The organism is Bacteroides sp. OM05-10AA (assembly GCF_003439055.1).
Taxonomy (GTDB): domain Bacteria; phylum Bacteroidota; class Bacteroidia; order Bacteroidales; family Bacteroidaceae; genus Bacteroides; species Bacteroides intestinigallinarum.
In genome coordinates, this window is sequence record NZ_QSUR01000001.1 from 233,859 (window position 1) to 256,714 (window position 22,856).

Consider the following 22,856-nt stretch of genomic DNA (forward strand, 5'->3'; position numbering starts at 1 on the left):
GCCTGTTTATTCTCTTTTTATCATTGGGTCAGAGGAGTTGTTGGGAATATTGTTTGATGAAAGTGAATATTTTAATGTCATGAGAAATGTTTTAGTAATAGTAGCGAGTGCCATGATTTGCTTGTTATCAGGGTGCTCGAATGGGAAAGATACCCCTTCTATAGTAGCTATAGAGAAAGGTTTCCGAGAAATTCCGGATAGTATCCGAGTAGGATGTTATTGGTATTGGATTTCAGATAATATTTCAAAAGAAGGAGTGGTTAAGGATTTGCATGCCATGAAAAAGGCAGGGATTACTCGTGCTTACATCGGAAATATTGATATAGGAGGAAATGCTTATGGAGACGTAAAGATCTTTACGCCAGATTGGTGGGATGCTGTACATGCAGCACTGAAAACTGCAACAGAATTGGATATAGAAATAGGAATGTTTAATAGTCCGGGATGGAGTCAGTCAGGGGGACCATGGGTGAAGCCAGAACAGAGTATGCGTTATTTAGCTGCTACTGATATGGAGGTAAAAGGTCCGCAGACACTTTCATATACGATACCTGAGTACTCGGACTCTATGCAATTGGTTCGTGTTATAGCTCATCCTACACAATGTGGCGTGTTTAAAAAAGAATGGAAAGTACAGCAGAAAGGATATGAACCTGTTGTTTTTGATATGCATATTGATGAAATACAGACTATTCGTAGTTTTACTTTTACAACAAACAATTATGTATGGACGAAAGCGGAACTACAAGCTAAAGTAGGTGATACTTATAAAACGATTCGGACATTTGAGATAGATCGTACCAATGGAATGCGTTCTGTTGGCTTTTTTACAAATGCTCCGATTGTTATTTCTCTTCCTGCAACGCAATCTGCTGATTTTCGTTTGTTGTTGGATAAACCTATTAATTCTTATGGAGACATTGAGGCTATTATCTCTCTTTCTTCTGCAAAAATGGTAGAACGGTATCCTGAACAATCTTTGGCAAAAATGTATCAGCGTCCTGATCCCAAATGGGATTCATATATGTGGCCTAACCAAGATTGGTATAATGATTCGGAGGGATTTGTGATACCGGAAGATAAAGTGATGGATTTAACAGCTTTTCTGTCGTCCGACGGAATGTTGACTTGGAATGTGCCTGAAGGAAATTGGATTATTTCTTGTTTAGAAATGAAAACGACAGGCGTGACAAATACACCTGCCACACCTGAAGCTACCGGGCTTGAGGTAGACAAGATGAGTAGAAAGCATATTAGTTCACATTTTGATGCTTATATGGGTGAAATCCTCCGTCGTATCCCCGAAGCTGATCGGAAGAGCTTGAAGATAGCTGTACAGGATAGTTATGAAACAGGTAGTCAGAATTGGACAGATGATATGCTGGAGCGTTTTAAGAAGGTTTATGGGTACGATCCGGTACCTTATTTACCAACTCTATATGGTAAGGTTGTTGGTAATGAGGATATATCTTCGCGTTTTCTTTGGGATTTACGTCGTTTGATTGCTGATGCTGTTTCATATGATTATGTAGGTGGATTGAGGGATATTTGTCATCAACATGGACTCACAACTTGGTTAGAAAATTATGGGCATTGGGGATTTCCGGGAGAGTTTTTGCAATATGGTGGCCAATCTGATGAGATTAGTGGTGAATTTTGGAGCTTTGGTGATTTGGGGTTAATTGAAAACCGTTGTGCTTCCTCTTGCGGACATATTTATGGAAAAAAGCGTATTTGGGCAGAATCGTGTACAAGTGGAGGACCAAATTTTACCCATTATCCGGGTAATATGAAAGCACGTATTGATCGTTTTTTCACAGAAGGTATCAATGCTTCATTACTCCATTTGTATATTCATCAACCATATGAAGATCGTAATCCCGGTGTGAGTGCTTGGTTTGGAAATGATTTTCATCGTAAAAACACTTGGTTTAGTCAGATGGATTTATTTACAGACTATTTGCGGAGATCGAACTTCCTTTTACAGCAAGGTACTTATGTGGCGGATGTTGCTTATTTCATCGGTGAAGATGCTCCAAAAATGACAGGTTCAATGGACCCCCAATTACCAAAAGGGTATTCTTTTGACTTTATTAATGCTGAAGTTCTTTTAACGAGAGCTGTCGTTAAGGATGGTTATTTAACCTTGCCTGATGGAATGAGGTATCGTTTATTGGTATTGCCAAATCAAAAATCAATGCGCCCCGAGGTACTGAAAAAGATTAGAGAATTGGTACGTAATGGCTTGGCTGTTTATGGTGATGCTCCTGAATATTCTCCAAGCCTATCTGGCTATCCTGAGGTAGATAAGGAAGTTTCACATATTGGTACAGAACTGTTTGCTAACGATCATTATGGAAAAGGACGACTATTCCAACGAGGACTTGCTTTACAAGATGTATTGGATACACTGAATATACGTCCTGATTTTATGTGTGAAAAGGATATGCCAGTTCTGTTTATACATCGAACTCTACCGGATGCGGAAATTTATTTTGTGTCCAATCAGCATAATGAGAAAGTGATTTTTAACGGAGAGTTTCGCGTATCTCAGGATTTCTCTCCGGAACTTTGGAATCCTGTAACGGGGGAGATCCGCTATTTACCAGATTTTAGAAGTGAAGAAGATAATATATCTTTACCGATTGAGTTGGAAGGAAATGAAAGTGCCTTTATTGTTTTTCGCAAGAATAATAAGGTAACAGAAAAGAAAGATAATTTTCCACAGAAAACAACTGTTTATAAGATAGATACCCCTTGGAAGATCACATTTGAAGCAGGTAAACGTGGACCGGAGGTACCGGTAATTTGGTCTCATTTGAAAGATTGGACAAATGCAGATGATAATAAAATTAAGTATTTCTCAGGACAAGCTGTCTATGAAACAGAATTTGTATTAAAAGAACTTCCACAGAAGAATTTGTATCTTGAATTGGGTAGTGTGATGGTAATGGCTAAAGTTACTTTGAATGGACACTATGTAGGCGGTGTGTGGACTTATCCATATCGTTTGAATGTGACAGATTATTTAAAGGAAGGTGAGAATAAATTAGAAATAACAGTTGTCAATAATTGGCAAAATCGTCTAATTGGTGACCAGTCTCTTCCAGAAGACCAACGTCCGACATGGACAACTATTAATCCGTGGAAAGCAGATTCTCCATTACAGTCCTCAGGTTTGCTTGGACCTGTAGAAATTCAGACAATTGATTATAAATTAGTAAATTAAATAATGTTAAACAAGAAAATATCGTTATGAAATTACTTCAAGGGGTTACTATAATTGAATTTTCATTATGAGACTATGATCAATCTTTTTAGTGGTATATATATGAATAATCGTCATAATATAAATATGTATTAAAGACTTATTAATAATTTCTAGTAATATGAAAAAAGTTGTGTTTTTGTGCTTATTTGTTACAGGTACATTTTCGCTTTCTTCTTGTACCTCCAATTTGGAACAAGTGGAAACGACAGATCTTGATCGGGAGACGGTATTCGCTGATAGTGCGTATACAGCAAGATTTCTTTCACAAATTTATACAGATGTGGGGTATGATGTTAAACCTAATCGCTACAAAACGGAGTATATGGGTTGGGTTACTCAGCATGGAGGCTTGCAAACGGCATGTGATGAGGCTGCATACAAAGTTGTTACCGATGTGACTAATGACGTAATGTTTGCTACGGGTACGATTAATCCGGTAAATGCAAAAGAGGATGATGTGTGGAAGATTGCCTATGTTAATATTCGTCGCGCAAATGTGTTTATGAAGTATGTTGATGGGAGTCCGATAACCGAATCTGTGAAACAACAGTATAAGGCGGAAGCTCGTTTTCTGCGGGCATGGTATTATGCTATGCTATTACGACATTATGGTGGAGTTCCTCTAATTGGTGATAATATATATGAGGTAGATGATGAGATGAAAACAAGTCGTGATACGTATGCTGACTGTGTAGAATATATTGTTAATGAATGTAAACAGGCCGCTCGCGATTTACCAAATAAATTTCGAGGAATAAATACTGGACGTGCTACTGCTGGTTCATGTAATGGGCTAATTTCACGTGTTCGTTTGTATGAAGCTAGTGAACTGTTCAATGGTAGTGATTTTGGAAATTCAGCAGGTTTTCCTAAAGAAATAATAGGCCACCCGGAATATAATAAAGAACGTTGGAAAAATGCTGTTGATGCTGCTCTTGATGTAATTAGGATGAATACTTTTGCAATTTATTCTAATCATATATGTAATGATGAGACAGATAGAAAAGGAAGTTCTGAACCGGGGTGGGGATTTTATGCAATTTTCCATAATAATGACTTCTATAAAGTTCCTGATGCGGGAAATGGAGTTACTTATCCTGATGGCACATATTGTGAAATGTTGTTTGAGTATAGACCTGCAGGGTCTAGCAATGAACGTGAGGCTTTGTTTGGAGCTCCAAGTTGTGGAGGAAATGGTAATGGTGGCTATGTTTATCATGATTTGGTTGAGCAATTTCCGATGAAAGACGGGAAAGCTATCAATGACCCTAGTAGTAAATATTCTTATAATCCGTTGAAGCCAGATGAGGGAAGAGATCCGCGTTTTGCTAATACAGTAGTATGGAATGGTTCAAAATTAACCAGTGGTGGTGATCTGAATCATATTGTTTATACTCATGTAGGTGCGGGAAGTACCTCTGATACTTTTGGTTCAGGTACACCGACAGGATATTATATTCGTAAATTTGGCCATCGTCAACTAGCTGGTAATCATTGGCTTGCAACTTCTCAAGCATTTGATTTGATTCGCTATGCTGAAATCTTATTAAATTATGCAGAAGCTGCTAATGAATATTATGGACCAGATCACGAAGATATTTTGGATGGGCATATTGTAAGTCCATATGAGGTGTTGAAGACACTTCGGGAACGTGCTGGAATTGAACCTGGAGATGATGGAATGTATGGACTGAAGAAAGGTATGGATTATAAAGAGATGCGGGAAGCTATTCGTTTAGAACGTCGTATTGAATTAGCTTTTGAAGGACATCGTTTTTTTGATGTACGTCGTTGGATGATCGCAGAAACAACACAGAATCAACAGATGTATGGATATAAAATCACGAGAAGTACTAATGGAGTTGAGAAAGGTGAAAAAATAGCAGTACGTAAGCATACTTTCCGTGAGGCTATGTATTTCTTTCCTATTCCTTATAAAGAGACTGTAAAGAGTGACGATTTGCTTCAGAATCCTTATTACGAATAATTAAAAAAATAGAAATATGAGACTAAATATGCATTTTGTAGTCGGCTCATTTCTAGCATTAACTGCCATGGTTAGTTCGTGTGATACGTTTAAAGATGAAATGACGCCTGAAAGTTATTCGGAGACGATTAAACATGTAGATGGTAATTGGCAATTATCTGCGGTTGTCCGAAATGGGATAGATATTACGAAGTATATGGATTTTACTCGTTTTCATATTGTATTGAATAAAGATAGTACATATGAAATAAGAAATTATTTACCATTCATTGTAGAAAATAATGGGACATGGAGTGTAGATGATCCACAGTTTCCGTTTCATCTTGTTTTTAGGGAAGAAGGGAAAAATGAAGAAGTAAAGACTGAAATAGGATTTTTGACAGTGGATGGGGAACGCCAGTTGACTATAAAGTTGAGTCCAGGATGTCATACTAATACATATGTTTATACTTTTAAACAAGTAATAGAATAACGCTTTAATGTAACCTTATGAGAACAAATAATAAACAAAAAAATAGAAGTTATGGTTTGGGAGCTCTTCTATTATTGATAACAATTATAATGGTCGGGTGTGTTTATCTTGACTATGTGAGCATCAATCAAGGTACGGAAGAAGAACCTGTTTATTGGGTGAAGGCTGGAGAAGTTGCCACTTTTACTGTGAAAGGGCACATTGAAGCTGCCGAGGATCAAACGAGGAGATTCCTTGTTGCTGTATTGGTTCCTAAAAGTTGGAATGCACGCGAAAATACTACGGTAACTTATATAGCTGATGGTGTAGAAGATGGAGTTACTCCATTACCAATGTCCCCCGTAGATACTAAATTGGTACCCAAAAATGCGACCGTACCTTGGGCAGATCTATTGATGGCAGAATATGGAGTTAGTACGAATGTGTTAAATGATATGGAATGGGTAGCTTTTCGTACAGATAAGTTGTATGCCATAAAAAATCATGATTATGCAAATATTACTATTACTTTGAAATGTAAAGCTGGGCCTAAAAATTTGCGTTTTAAACCAGCTTTCTTTATCAATTTTGCAGAAGATGATTTTCCTGGAGATGAGAAGTATAAAAAGTATAGTCCTGGTGATCAGTGTTTTGAAGTAGTAGAGGGAGATGGTGGAGTAGTTGATTTTTGTTCTTTCCATTTTAACAAAGTAGAGCCATTGGCTGCGTTACAAGATGATTATGTGACATTCTCTTTTTTAGGTGATATTTATGTTAATGAGCTTGTGAATGCTGATGCTATTTATATGGAAGCTACGGCATATACCAGTAGCGGTAATACTTATTCAGTAAATGAAAAGAGTGAAAAAACATTGATGATTAAAGAAGATCGTGCATTTAGTAATATTTACAACTTGACTATTTGGCCAACGGGATTTTTTGGTATTCCTGAGGGTGAGATTATCACACGGATTGAGTATATATTCACAAATGCAGATGGTACAATTAATATTACTAGTACCGATGATAAAATAGCTGCTGAAGGAGGTGAAGTAGAAGGAGAAGAAGAACCATTTTACAGCGAACTTATTTGTGAATAAAGCTGTCGGTACTTATGCTTTTTATTAATATTAAATGATAGTAAATTGTATGTATAATATGGCAATTAAAAAAAATGACCGGTTTTATTTCATGTTGCTTGCAGTGTGTATGCTTCTTGGAATGCTGAGTCCAAATGTGTCGGCACAAAAAACGAGTAAGTATGCTGATATAACTGGAAAGGTGGTCGACCAATATGGTAATCCGGTTTCGGATGTAACGGTAACGATGAAAAATAGTGATTTTAAAGTAATGACGGGTGTTGATGGTGTTTTTAAATTCCAACTAAAAAAGGGGGATGTATTGCGTTTATCGCATCCGGGATTTACTTATAAAGAAATAAAAGTAAATAAATTGAAGAACACTGAACGTATCTTTAAAGTGACATTGGATGAACACTTTATTAAGGATAAAGAGGTTATTAATGGTCCTTACGAGGAAAAAGACAAAAATAGTTTTTTAGGTTCAGCTTCTACTGTTTATACAGATAAACTGTCATCTATGATGGGAACGACTATTCTTCCAGCTTTAGAAGGGCGTTTGTCGGGCTTAAATATTACTCAATACAGAGGAGCACGTGTTCATCAAACTTCTGCTAATTCAACAAGTGATATTATAGGAAATGTTCCTGTGTTTGGAGAAGGATTTTATAGTGATAATACAGAGTTTAATGTTGGTTCACGTGGTATAGCTCCTGTGGTGGTTATTGATGGAATACAACGGGAGCTTTATTCAATAGACCCGGATGCAATAGAGTCTGTATCTATCCAGAAAGATGCTTTGTCATCAATGTTCTTAGGAATGCGTAGTTCGAGAGGGGCATTAGTAATTACTACTAAAGAACCAATAAAACAAGGTTTTCAATTGTCATTTACCGGACGTTTTGGTGTACAGAGTGCTCTTAAAACACCTAATCCTTTGTCTGCATATCAATATGCTTATTTGTTGAATGAGGCATTACAGAATGATGGCAAGGATCCGTTTTACACATATGATGATTTTGATAAGTTCCGTACACAATCAAGTCCGTACACGCATCCTAATGTAAATTGGTTTGATGAGATTTTAAATAAAACCTCTACTACCCAATCATATAACTTGAATGTGACTGGGGGAAACAAATTCGCACAATATTTTGTCAGTATAGGTTACATGGATGAAAATGGATTATTTTCTAATCCAACAGAAAGTGATGCACATGATACTAATTTATCTTATTCTCGTTATATGATTTCTTCAAAAGTTAATATCAATATAACTGATGATTTTACTGCTAAAGTTACATTGTTAGGACGCGTAGAAGATGGAAATCAGCCAGGAGTGAATTATAGTAATTTGCTAAATACAATTTATACGACTCCCAATAATGCGTATCCAATTAAAAACCCGAATGGAACGTGGGGTGGTAATGTGACTTTTGATAATAACTTGATGTCACAAGCTATCAATTCTGGTTACATTATGGATACTGCTCGTGATATGGTGGGAGGTATTAATTTGAAGTATAATTTTGATAAGTTAGTAAAAGGATTGTCGGCACGTTTGGTTGGAAATGTTTCTATTCAGAATCGTTCGTATACTGAACGTAGTAAACGTGCTCCGGTGTATTCTTATGGTTTTGATAAAGAAGGGAAAGAAACTTATACCCAGTATGGATCAAGTAATTCACAAATTAATAAATTTTATTCGGTGACTAGCTATCAACAAATGTATGGTCAGTTTGCTGTGGATTATAATCGTCGTTTTGGAGTACATGGAGTGAAAGCTACTTTAATGGGGGACACTCGTCATACTCTGGTAAATTATGATTTACCTCAATTACCTTCTAATATTATAACAGATGTAGCTTATGATTATGCAGAGAAATATTTTGTTCAAGCTGCTTTAAGTGAAAGTTATTACAATCGTTATGCTCCCGGTAAACGGTGGGGAACTTTTTATGCATTTGGTTTAGGATGGGATATCAGCAAAGAAAATTTTATGGAGAATGTTGATTGGTTGAATAAATTGAAAATACGTGGCGTGTTTGGTAAAACGGGTAATGGCATAGATAACTCCGGTTATTATATGTACCAGCAAACGTTCTCACATATTGGAACTGCAGGGTATCCGTTAGGAACGGAGATGTCAGCTATGGGAAATGTGACTATGGAAAACACCCCATTGGCAAATCCTTTCTTGACTTGGGAAAAGGCGTATAAGGTGAATGTAGGAGTTGATTTGGCTATGTTTAATAATCGTTTAAAGTTTACGGCAGATTATTATAATGATAAGTATTTTGATTTATTACAGAATAGAGGTAAGAGTATTGAGCTGATTGGGCAGTCTTATCCAATGGAAAATATTGGAAAAGTTCGTCGTTTTGGTGGAGATTTGTCTATTACCTATCAAGATCGTGTAAATGATTTTAATTATTATGTCTCAGCTAATTGGAGTTGTGAACAAAGTAAGTTACTTTATATGGATGAGCAAGAAGTTCCGGAAGAATATTTACGTCAGACAGGACGTCCTGCAGGGGCTATTTATGGATTGGTAGCTGATGGCTTTTTTACGACTAGAGAAGAAATTAATACGAGTCCAGTAATTGAAGGTTTTGAAAATATTCAGCCTGGTGATATTAAATATAAAGATCTGAATGGTGATAAAGTAATTAATGAATTTGATCGTACTGTTATTGGAGGTGATAAACCTTATTCTTATTTTGGTATTGATTTGGGATTTGAATGGCGAGGATTGGAATTCTCTATGTTCTGGCAAGGTGCCTATAATCGTGATCTTTATTTGCAGGATTGGACTTTACTTGAAGGGTTTCAAACGAATGGTCGTTATTATGGGCAAGCATATGAAAATATGCTAGGACGTTGGACGCCAGAGAGTGCTGAGACTGCAACATTTCCGAGATTAACTGCTGGTGGAAATGAGTATAATAGAGGTAATGGCTGGAATTCTTCATTTTGGTTACGTTCAGGAAACTTTATCCGTTTAAAAAATATCAGTTTAGGATATAGCTTACCCGATTCATTCTGTAATAACTACTTGGGGGGACTACGCTTAAAAATATTTGTTAATGGACAGAATCTGTTTACAAAATCTGCATGTGATCTAGTCGATCCGGAGGTCGGTTTTACCAGCTATCCATTGCAGCGTTGCATTAGTACAGGTATTAATATCAGATTTTAATGAATTATTGTATGATACGAAATAAATATTTAACATTTTTAGGAGTAGGCTTATTGTTTATGGCATCAGCTTGTAATGATGGCTATGAAAAAGAGCCGGTAGAACAATTTACGCTTGATTATTTGTTCTCAAAAGTTGATTCGGCAGGGATACAATCTCGATATTTTTTGAATAACATCTATTTAGAACATTTATATAGTGGATATAATCGTATAAATGGAGATTTTTTGGATGCTGCTTCAGATGATGCTATCTCTATTAATAATAATGAGCCGGAAGTCTATAAATTATTTATGGGACGTTATTCTGCGGTTTCTCGTTTAACAGATATGGAATGGGGAGAATATTATCAAGGAATTCGTAAAGCGAATATTTTGATTAATAACATAGATGTGGTACCCTTTAATTTAACATATGTCAATGCGTTAGGAGAAACAAAACCATTGAACTATACAATGAAGGCAGAGGCTCGTTTTTTAAGAGCACATTTCTATTTCGAGTTAGTGAAGCGTTATGGAGGTGTTCCTTTGGTGGGAGATAATGTATATGTTTTGGGGGATGACGTACAGCTTCCGCGAAATACATTTGCTCAATGCATTGATTATATTGTCCGTGAATTGGATGAAATAAAAGACGATCTTCGGTCGTTACCAATGTCAGATGCTACAGAATTTGCACATACGCCGACTAAAGAGGCTTGTTTGGCAATGAAAGCTAGAGTGTTATTATACGCGGCTAGTCCCTTATTTAATGAAAATCCTTTAGAAGTAGGAAATGAGTTGATAGGATACGCCTCTTATAATAGTGAACGTTGGAATTTAGCTGCTAAAGCTGCTAAAGATTTGATAGATCAATATGGACCGAATGGAAAAGGTACCTTAAACTTAGCACAGGACTATCGTAATATTTTTGTGAATTTTTATGGTGGAAATAATCCTGAATTAATATTTTTCCGTCCTGTGGGTAAAAATAAGAATGTAGAGACAGCTAATGGGCCTTTAGGGTTTTCAGGTAACTCTTTAGGTAATGGAAATACTAATCCTACGCAGAATTTAGTAGAATCTTTTTTAATGAAAGATGGTAAAAAACCTGGGGAAAGTACTAAGTATATTTATAATTCAGTAGATGACCCATTTAAGGATCGTGATCCTCGGTTGGATTTTACTGTATTGCATAATGGATCTAGATGGTTGAATACAAGTCTTGATACTCAAGTAGGTGGAACGCATAATCCTTCTGGGGCACAATATAGTCGAACATGCTATTATATTGCGAAATTTATGAAAGATTATCAAGCATCAAGTAATTATGATGATGATACTCATTTATGGGTGATGTATCGTTATGGTGAAGTTTTGCTAAATTATGCAGAGGCATTGAATGAAGTAGCTTTATCTGGTGGTACTATTGATAAAAATGAAGTGATCAATAGTCTTGCACAATTACGCAAAAGGGCGGGTATTGAACCGGGAGATGATAATAATTATGGATTGCCTACTCCTGAGAATTACGATGCAACTGAAATGCGTGATATCATTCGTAATGAGCGAAGAATTGAAATGGCTTTTGAAGAGCAACGTTATTGGGATATTCGACGCTGGAGAATTGCAGAAACTATTTTCAAAAAGCCTTTGAGAGGCTTGAGTATTCAAATTGTTGGTAATAAAACCAATTATTATGAAGTGGATGTGCTTTCTGCAGGATTTGATACGAAGCGTTACTTCTATCCAATTCCGTATTCAGAAGTGATAAAGAATGGAAATATGATTCAAAACCCGAATTGGTAATATGTTATGAAAAGAATATTTTTAATATTATTGAGTATAAACCTGTTTACGTTTGCTTTTGCACAATCGTTGACAGTAAAAGGAAAGGTCTCTTCCACTGATGGTGAATTGCTTCCAGGAGTAAATGTAAAGGTGAAAAATGCTACGATTGGTACAATTACGGATTTTGATGGTAATTATCAATTGAAAGTGAATAAAGGAGATATATTGGTATTTACCTATATAGGTTTTAAGAAATATGAACTGAAAATAGCTAATCAAACTTCTTGGAACATAGAGTTGGCACCCGATCAGACGGACCTTGATGAAGTGGTGGTGGTAGCATATGGTAAGGCAAAACGTATTACAATGACGGGAGCTGTTAGTGGGATACAGGCACGTGAAATTCGAAATGTACCTACTAGTAGTTTACAAAATGCTTTAACAGGAAAATTACCGGGATTTTTTAGTCAACAGTCCTCTGGACAGCCAGGTAAAGATGCTTCAGACTTCTTTATTCGTGGTGTGAGTTCTTTAAATGCTGATGGTAACAAACCTTTGATTATTGTAGATGATGTGCAGTATACATATGAACAATTGTCACAAATTAATGTAAATGAGATTGAAAGTATTTCAATTTTGAAAGATGCTTCAACAACTGCAATTTATGGTATTAAAGGTGCTAATGGTGTACTAGTTGTAAAAACAAGAAGAGGAAAAGAAGGAAAACCACAGATCAACGTACGATTAGAAGGAGGTATACAAACACCGGTGCGTACTCCTGACTTTTTAAATTCGTATAATACAGCTATCTTAGTAAATGAAGCATATGAGAATGATGGTATGCCTAGATTATTTTCTAAAAAAGATATAATGGCATTTAGAGATCATACTGATCCGTATGGTCATCCTGATGTCAATTGGTATGATGAGATCTTTAAGAAGAGCGCTTTCCAGGAAAATGTGAATGTGGATATTTCTGGAGGATCTAAGCGATTAAGATATTTTGTCTCTGCCGGTTATTTTACTCAAGATGGTATGGTAAAAGATTTTGGAACAAAAGGTAATGATGTAAATTCTAATTATTTTTATCGTCGTTTCAATTATCGTACTAATATCGATTTTGATGTAACAGATAATTTAAATATGCGTTTGGACGTATCTTCACGGTTTATGAATATCAATGAGCCGTGTAATATGAATGCAACGGGGGAGATATATGACTTTTCCAAAATGCATCCTTATTCTGCTCCGGTATTGAATCCTAATGGTTCTTATGCTTATCTGCGGGATACGGAGGGATATAAACCAACTTTGAATGCTCGTTTGGCAAACGAAGGTTATAAACGTACTCGTCGTAATGATAATAATATTTTGTATGGAGCCACTTGGAAGATGGATTTTTTAACACAAGGACTTGCTGCTAATTTTCGTTTGGCTTATTCGAGTGTAGATGAAAATTATCGTCAGGCGCATCGCGGAGATTATCCAACATACTATTATAATTCGTCATCTAATGAATATGAGATTAATCCTAATAAGAAATATGATTATGGAACATATTCAGTGACTAGTGGTACAGAACAGGCTACGAAAGACTTGAATATTCAAGCTTCGTTAAATTATGCACGTGTTTTTAATGGTGACCATGATGTGAATGCTATGTTCTTGTATAATCGTCAGAGTACGACAAATGAAAAGGATGCGGCTGTTCCTAACAATTTTGAAGGCTATACTTTAACAATGGGATATAAATATAAAAGTAAATATTTAATTGATCTCAATATGGCTTATAACGGAACTGACCGTTTCGGTAAAAATAATCGCTTTGGATTTTTCCCTGCTGTTGGTATAGGTTATGCTATTTCAGAAGAAGATTTCTTTAAGAATGTAGATTGGTTAGAAAAAAATGTTCAGTTATTGAAAATCAGAGCTTCCTATGGATTGGTAGGATCGGATGTAGCTGCTGGTAATCGCTATTTATATGAACAAGTATATCAAGAGAATGGAAATTATCCTTTTGGTGACTATCCTAGTGATACTCCAGTGATCAAGGAAGGTGATTTAGGGGCTCCTAGTGTAACTTGGGAGAAGGCTAAGAAATTTGATGTCGGTTTAGATATGAACTTATTTAATAAGGTATCGTTTACTCTTGACTATTTCTTGGATAAACGATATGATCAATTGGTAACAAGAGCTGATGTTCCTCTAATAATAGGTATAGGATATGCTCCGAGTAATGTAGCAAGAACTACTAATCAAGGATTTGACGGACAGATTGGTTATCAGGATCGTTTTGGAGAATTTGACTTTAATACAAGTTTAGTATTTTCTTATGCAAAGAATAAAGTTGATTTTAAAGCAGAAGCTCAACAGAAATATCCATGGTTGGCAGAAACTGGGAAACCGTTAAATCAACCATTTGGATATAAATGGATAGGTTATTATACTCCAGAAGATATTGAATTGATCAATGCAGCAAAGACTGATCCTACTATTAAGGCACCGGCTGTGCCTTATACAGATATTCCAGTTCAGGCTGGTGACTTGAAATATGCTGATTTAAATGGTGATGGTTCTATTGATGATTTTGATAAAGGAGCTATTGGTAAGCCTAATTTGCCTACGACTACTTTAGGATGGTCAATTGGAGGATATTGGAAAGGATTTAGTTTTAATGTGTTATTTCAAGGTTCATTTGATTATAGTTTCGCTATCAATGGTACTGGTATAGAATCATTTAAAAGCCAGTTTCAACCTATTCATACTGGACGTTGGACATTAGAACGTTATCAAAATGGAGAAGAAATTACTTTCCCTCGTTTGACGACCAATCCTTCTACTATAAATAGTGCTAGTACTTATATGTCTGATTTTTGGTTAATAAATGCTTGGTATATTCGTTTGAAAACTATAGATTTAGGGTATCAACTTCCTAAGAAGGTATTGCCGAAATATGTGGATAATATTCGTTTCTATGTGAATGCTTATAATTTACTGACATTTACAGGTTATGATAAGTACCAACAAGATCCCGAAATCAAAACAAACACAGCAGGTGATGCTTATATGAACCAGCGTGTAGTGAATCTTGGTGTACAATTAACATTCTAGTTTAATGATTAAATGGAAATAAATATGAATAGATATAAAAGTAGAAGGATTTTTTCACTTCTTTTGATGTGTGGAATATTCGGAGCTTGCGATAAATTTGAAGCAATTCCTTTGGAGTATAAAAGTACTCCATTAGAGGAGGCGCAAGAAGCGGTTTTGAATGGTATTGATCCTGCATGGGAATTAGAATTGATGGAAACTAATGGCTATGTGATGGCTTTTAAGGATAAAAAGTATGATAAGCTGTTTACTCGAACTTTAGGTTGGAATGGCGGAGACGGTGTGTTGACGACTTTGCTACCTGATGGAAATGCATTTTGGTCATTTAATGATAGCTTTTATGGAGTAGTGGATGGAGAAACTCGTGCACGTGGAGATTGTAGCTTTCCACGTAATACTATAATGGTACAAACACCTGGAGATGAAGAGGAAAATCTTGTATGGTTAGCTGATTTTGTACAGACTACTGATCCTGATGCCCCTCGTTATTATCAGGCTCGTACTCATATTCGTCATCCGAAAGCAAGCTTAACTGAGGACAAGATTCAGGAAGGAGAGATTGATCAAGATTGGTTATATTGGGCAGGTGATGCTACTGTGTGTAACAATCAGTTACAGGTACTCTGGAATGGGGTTGATAATACAAATTCAGAAGCTTTGATGAGACATGAAGGAATTTGCTTAGCAACTTATAGTTTGGAAGGAACCCCGGGAGATGATAGTTACATGAAGCTGATTAGTGCTGATCATCATTTTAATGATGTTGATATATATGGATATGGTTCTACCTTATGGGAAGACGAGGATGGGCATATTTATTTATATGGTTCATATAATAATTATGATATGTTGGTAGCTCGTACGGCCAGACATGATCTTACCAGTCCATGGGAGTATTATGTAGGTGATGAGCAAGGTAATTTTTCTTGGCAGAGTACTTATCCTACAGAGGAAGAGGTTAAGCGTTCTAGAATCCAGGAAACAGATTGTAGTATGCCATGGGTATTTAAAAAAGGAGATACTTATTATATGTTAGCACAAGCTAAATGGTTTGGACGAGAAATGTATATTTTCCGCAGTGATAAGCCATATGGACCTTTTGTCGATTGTAAGAGATTATTTGGATTTTCGGATTTTTTGGATAAGCTAGGTGATCAAACTTATCAGAATTTATATATGATAAACTTACATCCGCATTTATCACGTAATGGTGAATTGGTCTTTTCTACAAATACAGATCCTAAAAGTTTTTGGGATAATTTCAATGCTGTAGGTAGTGCAGATTATTATCGTCCTTTTTTCTACCGTGTATATAATTGGGAAAAAGTTTATGAAGAATAACTCTTATTGATTTAGAAAAGAAAATAAAAGAACCATTTTTTATAAATATAAGAAATGGTTCTTTTTTTGATTATTTAAAGCTGATATTTGGTTGATTAATTAATGGTAAATAAAGTTTTGTTCGTCATATGTCATATAATTAATGAAGAATGGAAATGAAAAAAGTTTTAGTCTGTGTTTTATGGTATCTATTGTTTGTTACTAATGTTTATGCACAAGTAAAATTATCACCATTATTTTCTAATAATATGGTGTTACAACAGAAATCTGAAGCTCCTATATGGGGAAAGTCTAAACCTAATAAGAAAGTAGAAATTACTACCTCATGGGATCAGAGAAAGTATGTTACCCAAGCTGATGTACAAGGAGGCTGGAAAATAAAAGTGGATACTCCAGTAGCTGGAGGACCATATACGATAACTATTTCTGACGGGAAACCTGTAAAGTTGAATAATGTGATGATTGGAGAGGTATGGGTATGTTCCGGCCAATCCAATATGGAAATGCAGGTAGAAGGTTGGGGTAAAGTAATGAACTATCAACAAGAAAAAGAGGAAGCGAACAATTATCCGAATATTCGTTTCTTGTTGGTAGAGAAAGCAACAAGTCCGTTACCAATAAATGACATTAAAGCAGCTGGTAATGGTTGGCAGGTTTGTTCTTCAAAAAGTGTGGCAGACTTTTCCGCAGCCGGTTATTTTTTCGGACGTGATTTGCATAAGTATCAAAATGTGCCAATCGGACTGATAGATACTTCCTGGGGAGGTACCTATATTGAAACATGGACGAGTAAAGAGGCTTTGGCAACCATGCCGGATATGCAGAAGAAACTGGAGGTACTGGAAGGACTTCCGATTTCTTCCGAAGATCGTGAAAAGAAATTCCATTCAGATGTGGAAGACTGGAAGAAAGAAATTGAAAAGATTGACAAAGGTTTTGTGAATGGTAGGGCCGTATGGGCAGTCACGGATTTTGAAGATAGTGCATGGAAAACAATGAGAGTGCCGGGGTTAATGCAAGACCAAGGTTTGAAAGGCTTTAATGGTATTGTTTGGTTTAGAAAAACAATAGATATTCCGGCAAAATGGGAAGGTAAAGAACTGACGTTGAATGTTGGGGTAATTGATGATAATGATTTCACCTATTTTAATGGCGTACAAGTAGGACATACCGAGGGATGGATGGCCCCTAGAAGCTATAAGATACCCAAAGAGTTAGTGAAAAGCGGTAAAGCTGTGATTGCCGTGCGTGTGATGGATACTGGAGGCACAGGTGGTATAAATGGAAGCCCTGAAAGTATCTCGCTTCATCGTTCTCAATCAGATATTATGCAGTTGGCTGGTGATTGGAAATATCAGGTTTCTTTGAATATAAAGGATATTCCACAAATGCCTGTAAATACAGCTCATGAACCGAATATTCCCGGTTTCTTATTTAATGCAATGCTGCATCCGTTGATTCCTTATAGTATAAAGGGAGCCATCTGGTATCAAGGAGAGGCCAATACCGGACAAGCATATCAATATCGTGAGTTGATGCCACTGATGATTACTGACTGGCGGAATCGTTGGGGATATGATTTTCCTTTTTATATGGTACAACTTGCCAGCTTTACAGCTCAACAGACAGTCCCTGTGGATGCTACCTGGGCTGAATTGAGAGAGGCTCAAACACGTACATTGAATCTTGAAAATACAGGAATGGCTGTGACCATTGATATAGGTGATGCTTTTGATATTCATCCGAAGAATAAGCAGGAAGTCGGCAGACGTTTGGCATTGGCTGCACGGGCGCAGACTTATGGTGAGAAAATACCATATTCCGGTCCAATGTATGATACTTATCAGATTGAAGGTAATAAAATTCGTATCTATTTCAAACATACAGATGGTGGGTTGAAGACTGCAAATAATGAAGTAATTAAAGGGTTTACTATTGCTGGTGTTGATCATAAATTTTATTGGGCAGATGCTGTGATTGAGGGTAATACCATTGTTGTATCTTCACCGGAAGTTACTTTTCCGATAGCAGTTAGATATGCATGGGCCGATAATCCGATCTGTAATTTGTATAATGGAGCTAATCTTCCGGCATCTCCTTTCCGTACCGATGATTGGCCGGGAATTACTTTTGGTAATAAATGATTTATTTGATTTATCAGTAAAATACTAAGTCACACATTAAAGAATAGTCATGAGAAAACTAATCAATCTAGTAATTTTTCTTTTTATTTCGACAGGAATATATGCCCAAGCGAAAGATTTAGTGCAATATGTCAATACGTTGCAGGGCACTGATTCCCATTTCGGGTTAAGCTACGGAAATACCTACCCTACTACCGGTATGCCTTATGCTATGCATACGTGGTCGGCACAAACCGGAAAAAATGGAGAAGGATGGAAGTATCAGTATGCGGTAGATGCTATCAGAGGATTCTGCCAGTCACATCAATGTAGCCCGTGGATGAGTGATTATGCAGTATATTCCTTTATGCCGATGGTGGGAGAATTGGTTGTTAATCAAGATAAACGGGCTACGAAATTTAGTCATGACAATGAAATCGCTAAGCCACACTATTACAAAGTAACATTGAATAATGGCATTACCACCGAAATGGCACCGACTACCCGTGGCGTACATCTTCGTTTTTCTTATCCTTCTACTGGAGATGCTTATTTAGTGATCGACGGATATACAGATATGAGTGAGATCAAAATAGATCCTGCAAAGAGACAAATATCCGGCTGGGTGAACAATCAGCGTTTTGTGAATAATTCCAAGACATTCCGCAGCTACTTCGTTGTACAATTCGATAAAGCATTTGAAGATTATGGCGTATGGGAAAATCAGAAGGATGAAATATTTGCTAAAAAGCAGGAGGGAGCGGGTAAAGGTTATGGTGCTTATATCAAATTTAAAAAGGGTTCTAAAGTACAAGCAAAGGCAGCTTCTTCCTATATCAGTGCGGAACAAGCCGTGGTTACTTTGAACAATGAACTTGGTAAAGATTCTAATCTGGAAGCTACTAAAGCTCGTGGACAAAAGACTTGGAATGAGTTGTTGAACAGAATTCAAGTGGAGGGTGGCACAGAAGAACAAATGAAGACTTTTTATTCTTGCCTGTTCCGTGCCAACCTTTTCTCACGCAAATTCTACGAACGTAAAGTGAACGGAGAGCCTTATTATTATAGTCCTTATGATGGTAAAGTATATGACGGATATATGTATACGGATAATGGATTTTGGGATACTTTCCGCTCTCAATTCCCACTGACCAATATTCTCCATCCTACTATGCAGGGGCGTTATATGAATGCTTTACTTGCTGCACAGGAACAGTGTGGATGGTTGCCATCTTGGTCGGCTCCCGGAGAAACGGGAGGTATGTTGGGTAACCATTCTATTTCTTTGTTGGCAGACGCATGGGCAAAAGGTATCCGCACTTTCGATCCTGAAAAAGCATTAAAAGCATACGCACACGAAGCGATGAATAAAGGTCCCTGGGGAGGAGCCAACGGACGCGGCTTCTGGAAAGAATATTTTGAACTGGGATATGTTCCTTATCCGGAATCGATGGGCTCGAGTGCCCAGACCATGGAATATGCTTATGATGATTTCTGTGGTTATCAGCTGGCTAAGATGGTCGGAAACAAACATTATCAGGAAGTGTTTGCCCGTCAGATGTACAACTATAAGAATGTATTTGATCCGTCTATCGGTTTTATGCGTGGAAAAGGAGTCGATGGCAAATGGCAGGAACCGTTTGATCCGCTGGAATGGGGTGGACCTTTCTGTGAGGGTAATGCTTGGCATTATACCTGGTCAGTGTTCCATGATGTAGAGGGATTGATAGGTCTGTTTGGAAGTGATGAGAAGTTTACTACAAAAATAGATTCGGTGTTTACTCTGCCTAGTACTATTAAACCGGGAACTTACGGAGGAGTAATCCATGAAATGAAAGAAATGGAGATTGCAGGTATGGGACAGTATGCACATGGTAATCAGCCGATTCAGCACATGCCTTATTTGTATAGCTATGCTGGTCAGCCATGGAAAACTCAGTATTGGGTACGTCAGATTGTTGAAAGACTCTATAACTCAACTGAAAGAGGATATCCCGGTGATGAAGATCAAGGTGGTATGTCATCTTGGTATATATTAAGTTCATTAGGTATTTATGCAGTTTGTCCGGGTACAGATGAATATGTGATTGGTAGCCCGTTGTTTAAGAAGGCCACTATAACACTGGAAAATGGCAATAAGTTTGTGATTGAGGCAAACAATAACAGTAAAAAGAATGTCTATATTCAGTCTGCCACTTTGAATGGACGTGTTTTGGATAAGAATTTCATCAAATATGATGATATAGCAGACGGTGGCACACTTCGTTTTGAAATGGGAGGACAACCGAATAAAGAGAGATGCACGTCAAAGCATGCTGCTCCTTTCTCTCTGTCGAAAGAATAAAAATAACGAAATATAATATGAAAAATAAAGTTTTAATAGGTTTATTATTGGTTTTGATTGGAGGATGGGGAAACCTCTTGGCACAAAAAGCTGGGGAGAGTTATGCCCGTCAGGTAAATACGCTGATTGGGACAAAAGGTGTTGGGCTGACTTCGGGGTATCTTTATCCCGGAGCCACCTATCCTTATGGAATGGTACAGTTTACTCCTTCTTACTTTTCTAAACGTTCCGGATTTGTTATCAATCAGTTGAGTGGTGGCGGCTGTGAACATATGGGTAACTTTCCGACTTTTCCGGTAAAAGGTAAATTGAAGATGTCTCCGGATAACATACTCAATTATCGTATCAATATTTCTGAAGAAAAAGGACACGCAGGTTATTATGAGGCAATGGTGCAGGAAGATATCAAGGCCAAACTGACAGTGACTGAGAGAACTGGTATGGCAAGTTATGAATATCCGGCAGACCAACAATATGGTACAGTTATTATTGGTGGTGGTATTTCTGCTACCCCGATTGAGCAGGCAGCTGTCGTAATTACTGCACCAAATAAATGTGAGGGATATGCGGAAGGTGGTAATTTCTGTGGTTTGCGTACACCGTATAAAGTTTATTTCGTAGCTGAGTTTGATACCGATGCTCTCGAATTGGGGACTTGGAAGAGAGACGACCTGAAACCAAATACAACTTTTGCTGAAGGAGAGTATTCCGGAGTTTATTTTACTTTTGATGTCAGCAAAAAGAAGAATATACAGTATAAGATTGGTGTCTCTTATGTTTCTGTTGAAAATGCACGTGAAAATCTGAAAGCAGAGAATGCCGGATGGGATTTCTTACAGATTCAGAATCAGGCAGAATCCAAATGGAATCATTACTTGGGCAAGATTGAAGTAGAAGGTTCTAATCCGGACCGTACCACTCAATTTTATACTCATTTGTATCGCTCATTTATCCATCCGAATGTATGCAGTGATGTGAACGGAGAGTATATGGGAGCTGATTTCAAAGTACATAAGTCACGTTCGAAACACTACACCTCTTTCAGCAACTGGGACACTTATCGCACGCAGATTCAGTTATTAGCGATGCTTGATCCGGAAGTCGCTTCTGATATTGTGATTTCCCACCAACTCTTTGCTGAAGAAGCCGGCGGTGCTTATCCACGTTGGGTAATGGCTAATATTGAAACGGGAGTGATGCAAGGAGATCCAACTCCTATCTTGATCTCCAATGCTTATGCTTTTGGTGCCCGTAATTATGATCCGAAGCCGATTTTCAAAATAATGAGAAAGGGAGCTGAAGAACCGGGAGCAATGTCGCAGGATGTGGAGGCTCGTCCGGGATTGAAACAGTATTTGGATAAAGGTTATTATAATGCTTCTATCCAATTGGAATATACGTCTGCTGATTTTGCTATCGGACAGTTTGCATTACATGCGGTAGGGGATGAGTTTGCGAGTTGGCGTTATTTCCATTTTGCACGTTCATGGAAGAATTTGTATAATCCGGAAACCGGTTGGTTGCAATCGCGTAATCCGGATGGATCGTGGAAACCGCTGACTGAAGATTTTCGTGAATCAACATATAAGAATTATTTCTGGATGGTACCTTACGACATTGCCGGTTTGATTGATATAATTGGTGGAAAAGAGGCTGCAGAGAAACGTCTGGATGAGTTTTTCACTCGCCTGGATGCAGGTTACAATGATGCTTGGTTTGCGTCCGGCAATGAACCGAGTTTCCATATCCCTTGGATATACAATTGGGTGGGAACTCCCTATAAAACACAGGAAATTATTAACCGTGTATTGAATGAACAGTACTCAAGTAAAATTGACGGTCTGCCGGGTAATGATGATTTAGGTACGATGGGTGCCTGGTATGTGTTTGCTTGTATCGGCCTTTATCCTGAAATACCGGGAATAGGCGGCTTTACGGTCAATACGCCGATTTTCTCATCAGTGAAAGTTCATTTGAAGAAAGGAGATATAGTGATCAAAGGCGGTTCCGAGAAGAATATCTATATCAAATCTATGAAGTTGAACGGCAAACCGTATGATAGTACATGGATAGACTGGGAGCAACTTAATAACGGTGGTACTATTGATTTTGCTACTTCGGCCAAGCCTGATATGAAATGGGGAACTAAAGTGGTACCTCCTTCTTTCCCTTAAATACAAA

11 protein-coding genes are annotated in these 22,856 nt (G+C 37.3%); all 11 read left to right on the top strand.

The annotated features are described in order from the left end of the window. The first annotated feature begins 79 nt into the window (after positions 1-79). The 11 genes from DXB58_RS00845 (at position 80) to DXB58_RS00895 (ending at position 22,849) form a co-directional block, all read left to right on the top strand. Positions 80-3,229: a glycosyl hydrolase gene (locus tag DXB58_RS00845; protein WP_122135688.1), complete on the top strand. Its 3,150-nt coding sequence runs from the start codon at positions 80-82 to the stop codon at positions 3,227-3,229. A 172-nt stretch (positions 3,230-3,401) separates the two neighbouring features. After that, positions 3,402-5,258: a RagB/SusD family nutrient uptake outer membrane protein gene (locus tag DXB58_RS00850; protein WP_233527203.1), complete on the top strand. Its 1,857-nt coding sequence runs from the start codon at positions 3,402-3,404 to the stop codon at positions 5,256-5,258. Between the two features lie 16 nt (positions 5,259-5,274). After that, entirely contained in the window at positions 5,275-5,730 is a 456-nt protein-coding gene (locus DXB58_RS00855) for a DUF5004 domain-containing protein (RefSeq protein ID WP_233527204.1), read from the top strand. A gap of 17 nt (positions 5,731-5,747) precedes the next feature. Then, a complete protein-coding gene (locus DXB58_RS00860; RefSeq protein ID WP_122135593.1) occupies positions 5,748-6,809 on the top strand; it encodes a DUF4961 domain-containing protein in 1,062 nt (353 codons plus the stop codon). A gap of 49 nt (positions 6,810-6,858) precedes the next feature. Further along, the gene (locus DXB58_RS00865) at positions 6,859-9,987 is read left to right on the top strand and encodes a SusC/RagA family TonB-linked outer membrane protein (protein ID WP_122135690.1); all 3,129 of its coding nucleotides are present in this window, start codon (positions 6,859-6,861) and stop codon (positions 9,985-9,987) included. Positions 9,988-9,998: 11 nt separating this feature from the next. Then, positions 9,999-11,774, top strand: coding sequence for a RagB/SusD family nutrient uptake outer membrane protein (locus DXB58_RS00870; protein ID WP_199487906.1), 1,776 nt, complete (start codon positions 9,999-10,001; stop codon positions 11,772-11,774). A 6-nt stretch (positions 11,775-11,780) separates the two neighbouring features. Next, the gene (locus tag DXB58_RS00875; RefSeq protein ID WP_122135595.1) at positions 11,781-14,867 is read left to right on the top strand and encodes a TonB-dependent receptor; all 3,087 of its coding nucleotides are present in this window, start codon (positions 11,781-11,783) and stop codon (positions 14,865-14,867) included. Positions 14,868-14,891: 24 nt separating this feature from the next. Next, complete coding sequence (locus DXB58_RS00880) at positions 14,892-16,208, top strand: DUF5005 domain-containing protein (RefSeq protein WP_233527205.1); 1,317 nt, start codon at positions 14,892-14,894, stop codon at positions 16,206-16,208. A 155-nt stretch (positions 16,209-16,363) separates the two neighbouring features. After that, the gene (locus DXB58_RS00885; RefSeq protein WP_122135597.1) at positions 16,364-18,352 is read left to right on the top strand and encodes a sialate O-acetylesterase; all 1,989 of its coding nucleotides are present in this window, start codon (positions 16,364-16,366) and stop codon (positions 18,350-18,352) included. A 49-nt stretch (positions 18,353-18,401) separates the two neighbouring features. Next, positions 18,402-20,675 (top strand): GH92 family glycosyl hydrolase, encoded by a 2,274-nt coding sequence (locus DXB58_RS00890; protein WP_122135598.1) that lies wholly within the window; start codon positions 18,402-18,404, stop codon positions 20,673-20,675. Between the two features lie 17 nt (positions 20,676-20,692). Then, a complete protein-coding gene (locus DXB58_RS00895; RefSeq protein WP_122135599.1) occupies positions 20,693-22,849 on the top strand; it encodes a GH92 family glycosyl hydrolase in 2,157 nt (718 codons plus the stop codon). Positions 22,850-22,856: the final 7 nt, after the last annotated feature.

Bases quoted from the DNA above. Each gene is read 5' to 3' on its own strand.
- DXB58_RS00845 (WP_122135688.1), top strand. From the start codon at position 80: ATGAGAAATGTTTTAGTAATAGTAGCGAGTGCCATGATTTGCTTGTTA.
- DXB58_RS00860 (WP_122135593.1), top strand. From the start codon at position 5,748: ATGAGAACAAATAATAAACAAAAAAATAGAAGTTATGGTTTGGGAGCT.
- DXB58_RS00885 (WP_122135597.1), top strand. From the start codon at position 16,364: ATGAAAAAAGTTTTAGTCTGTGTTTTATGGTATCTATTGTTTGTTACT.
- DXB58_RS00855 (WP_233527204.1), top strand. From the start codon at position 5,275: ATGAGACTAAATATGCATTTTGTAGTCGGCTCATTTCTAGCATTAACT.
- DXB58_RS00875 (WP_122135595.1), top strand. From the start codon at position 11,781: ATGAAAAGAATATTTTTAATATTATTGAGTATAAACCTGTTTACGTTT.
- DXB58_RS00890 (WP_122135598.1), top strand. From the start codon at position 18,402: ATGAGAAAACTAATCAATCTAGTAATTTTTCTTTTTATTTCGACAGGA.
- DXB58_RS00880 (WP_233527205.1), top strand. From the start codon at position 14,892: ATGAATAGATATAAAAGTAGAAGGATTTTTTCACTTCTTTTGATGTGT.
- DXB58_RS00865 (WP_122135690.1), top strand. From the start codon at position 6,859: ATGTATAATATGGCAATTAAAAAAAATGACCGGTTTTATTTCATGTTG.
- DXB58_RS00895 (WP_122135599.1), top strand. From the start codon at position 20,693: ATGAAAAATAAAGTTTTAATAGGTTTATTATTGGTTTTGATTGGAGGA.
- DXB58_RS00870 (WP_199487906.1), top strand. From the start codon at position 9,999: ATGATACGAAATAAATATTTAACATTTTTAGGAGTAGGCTTATTGTTT.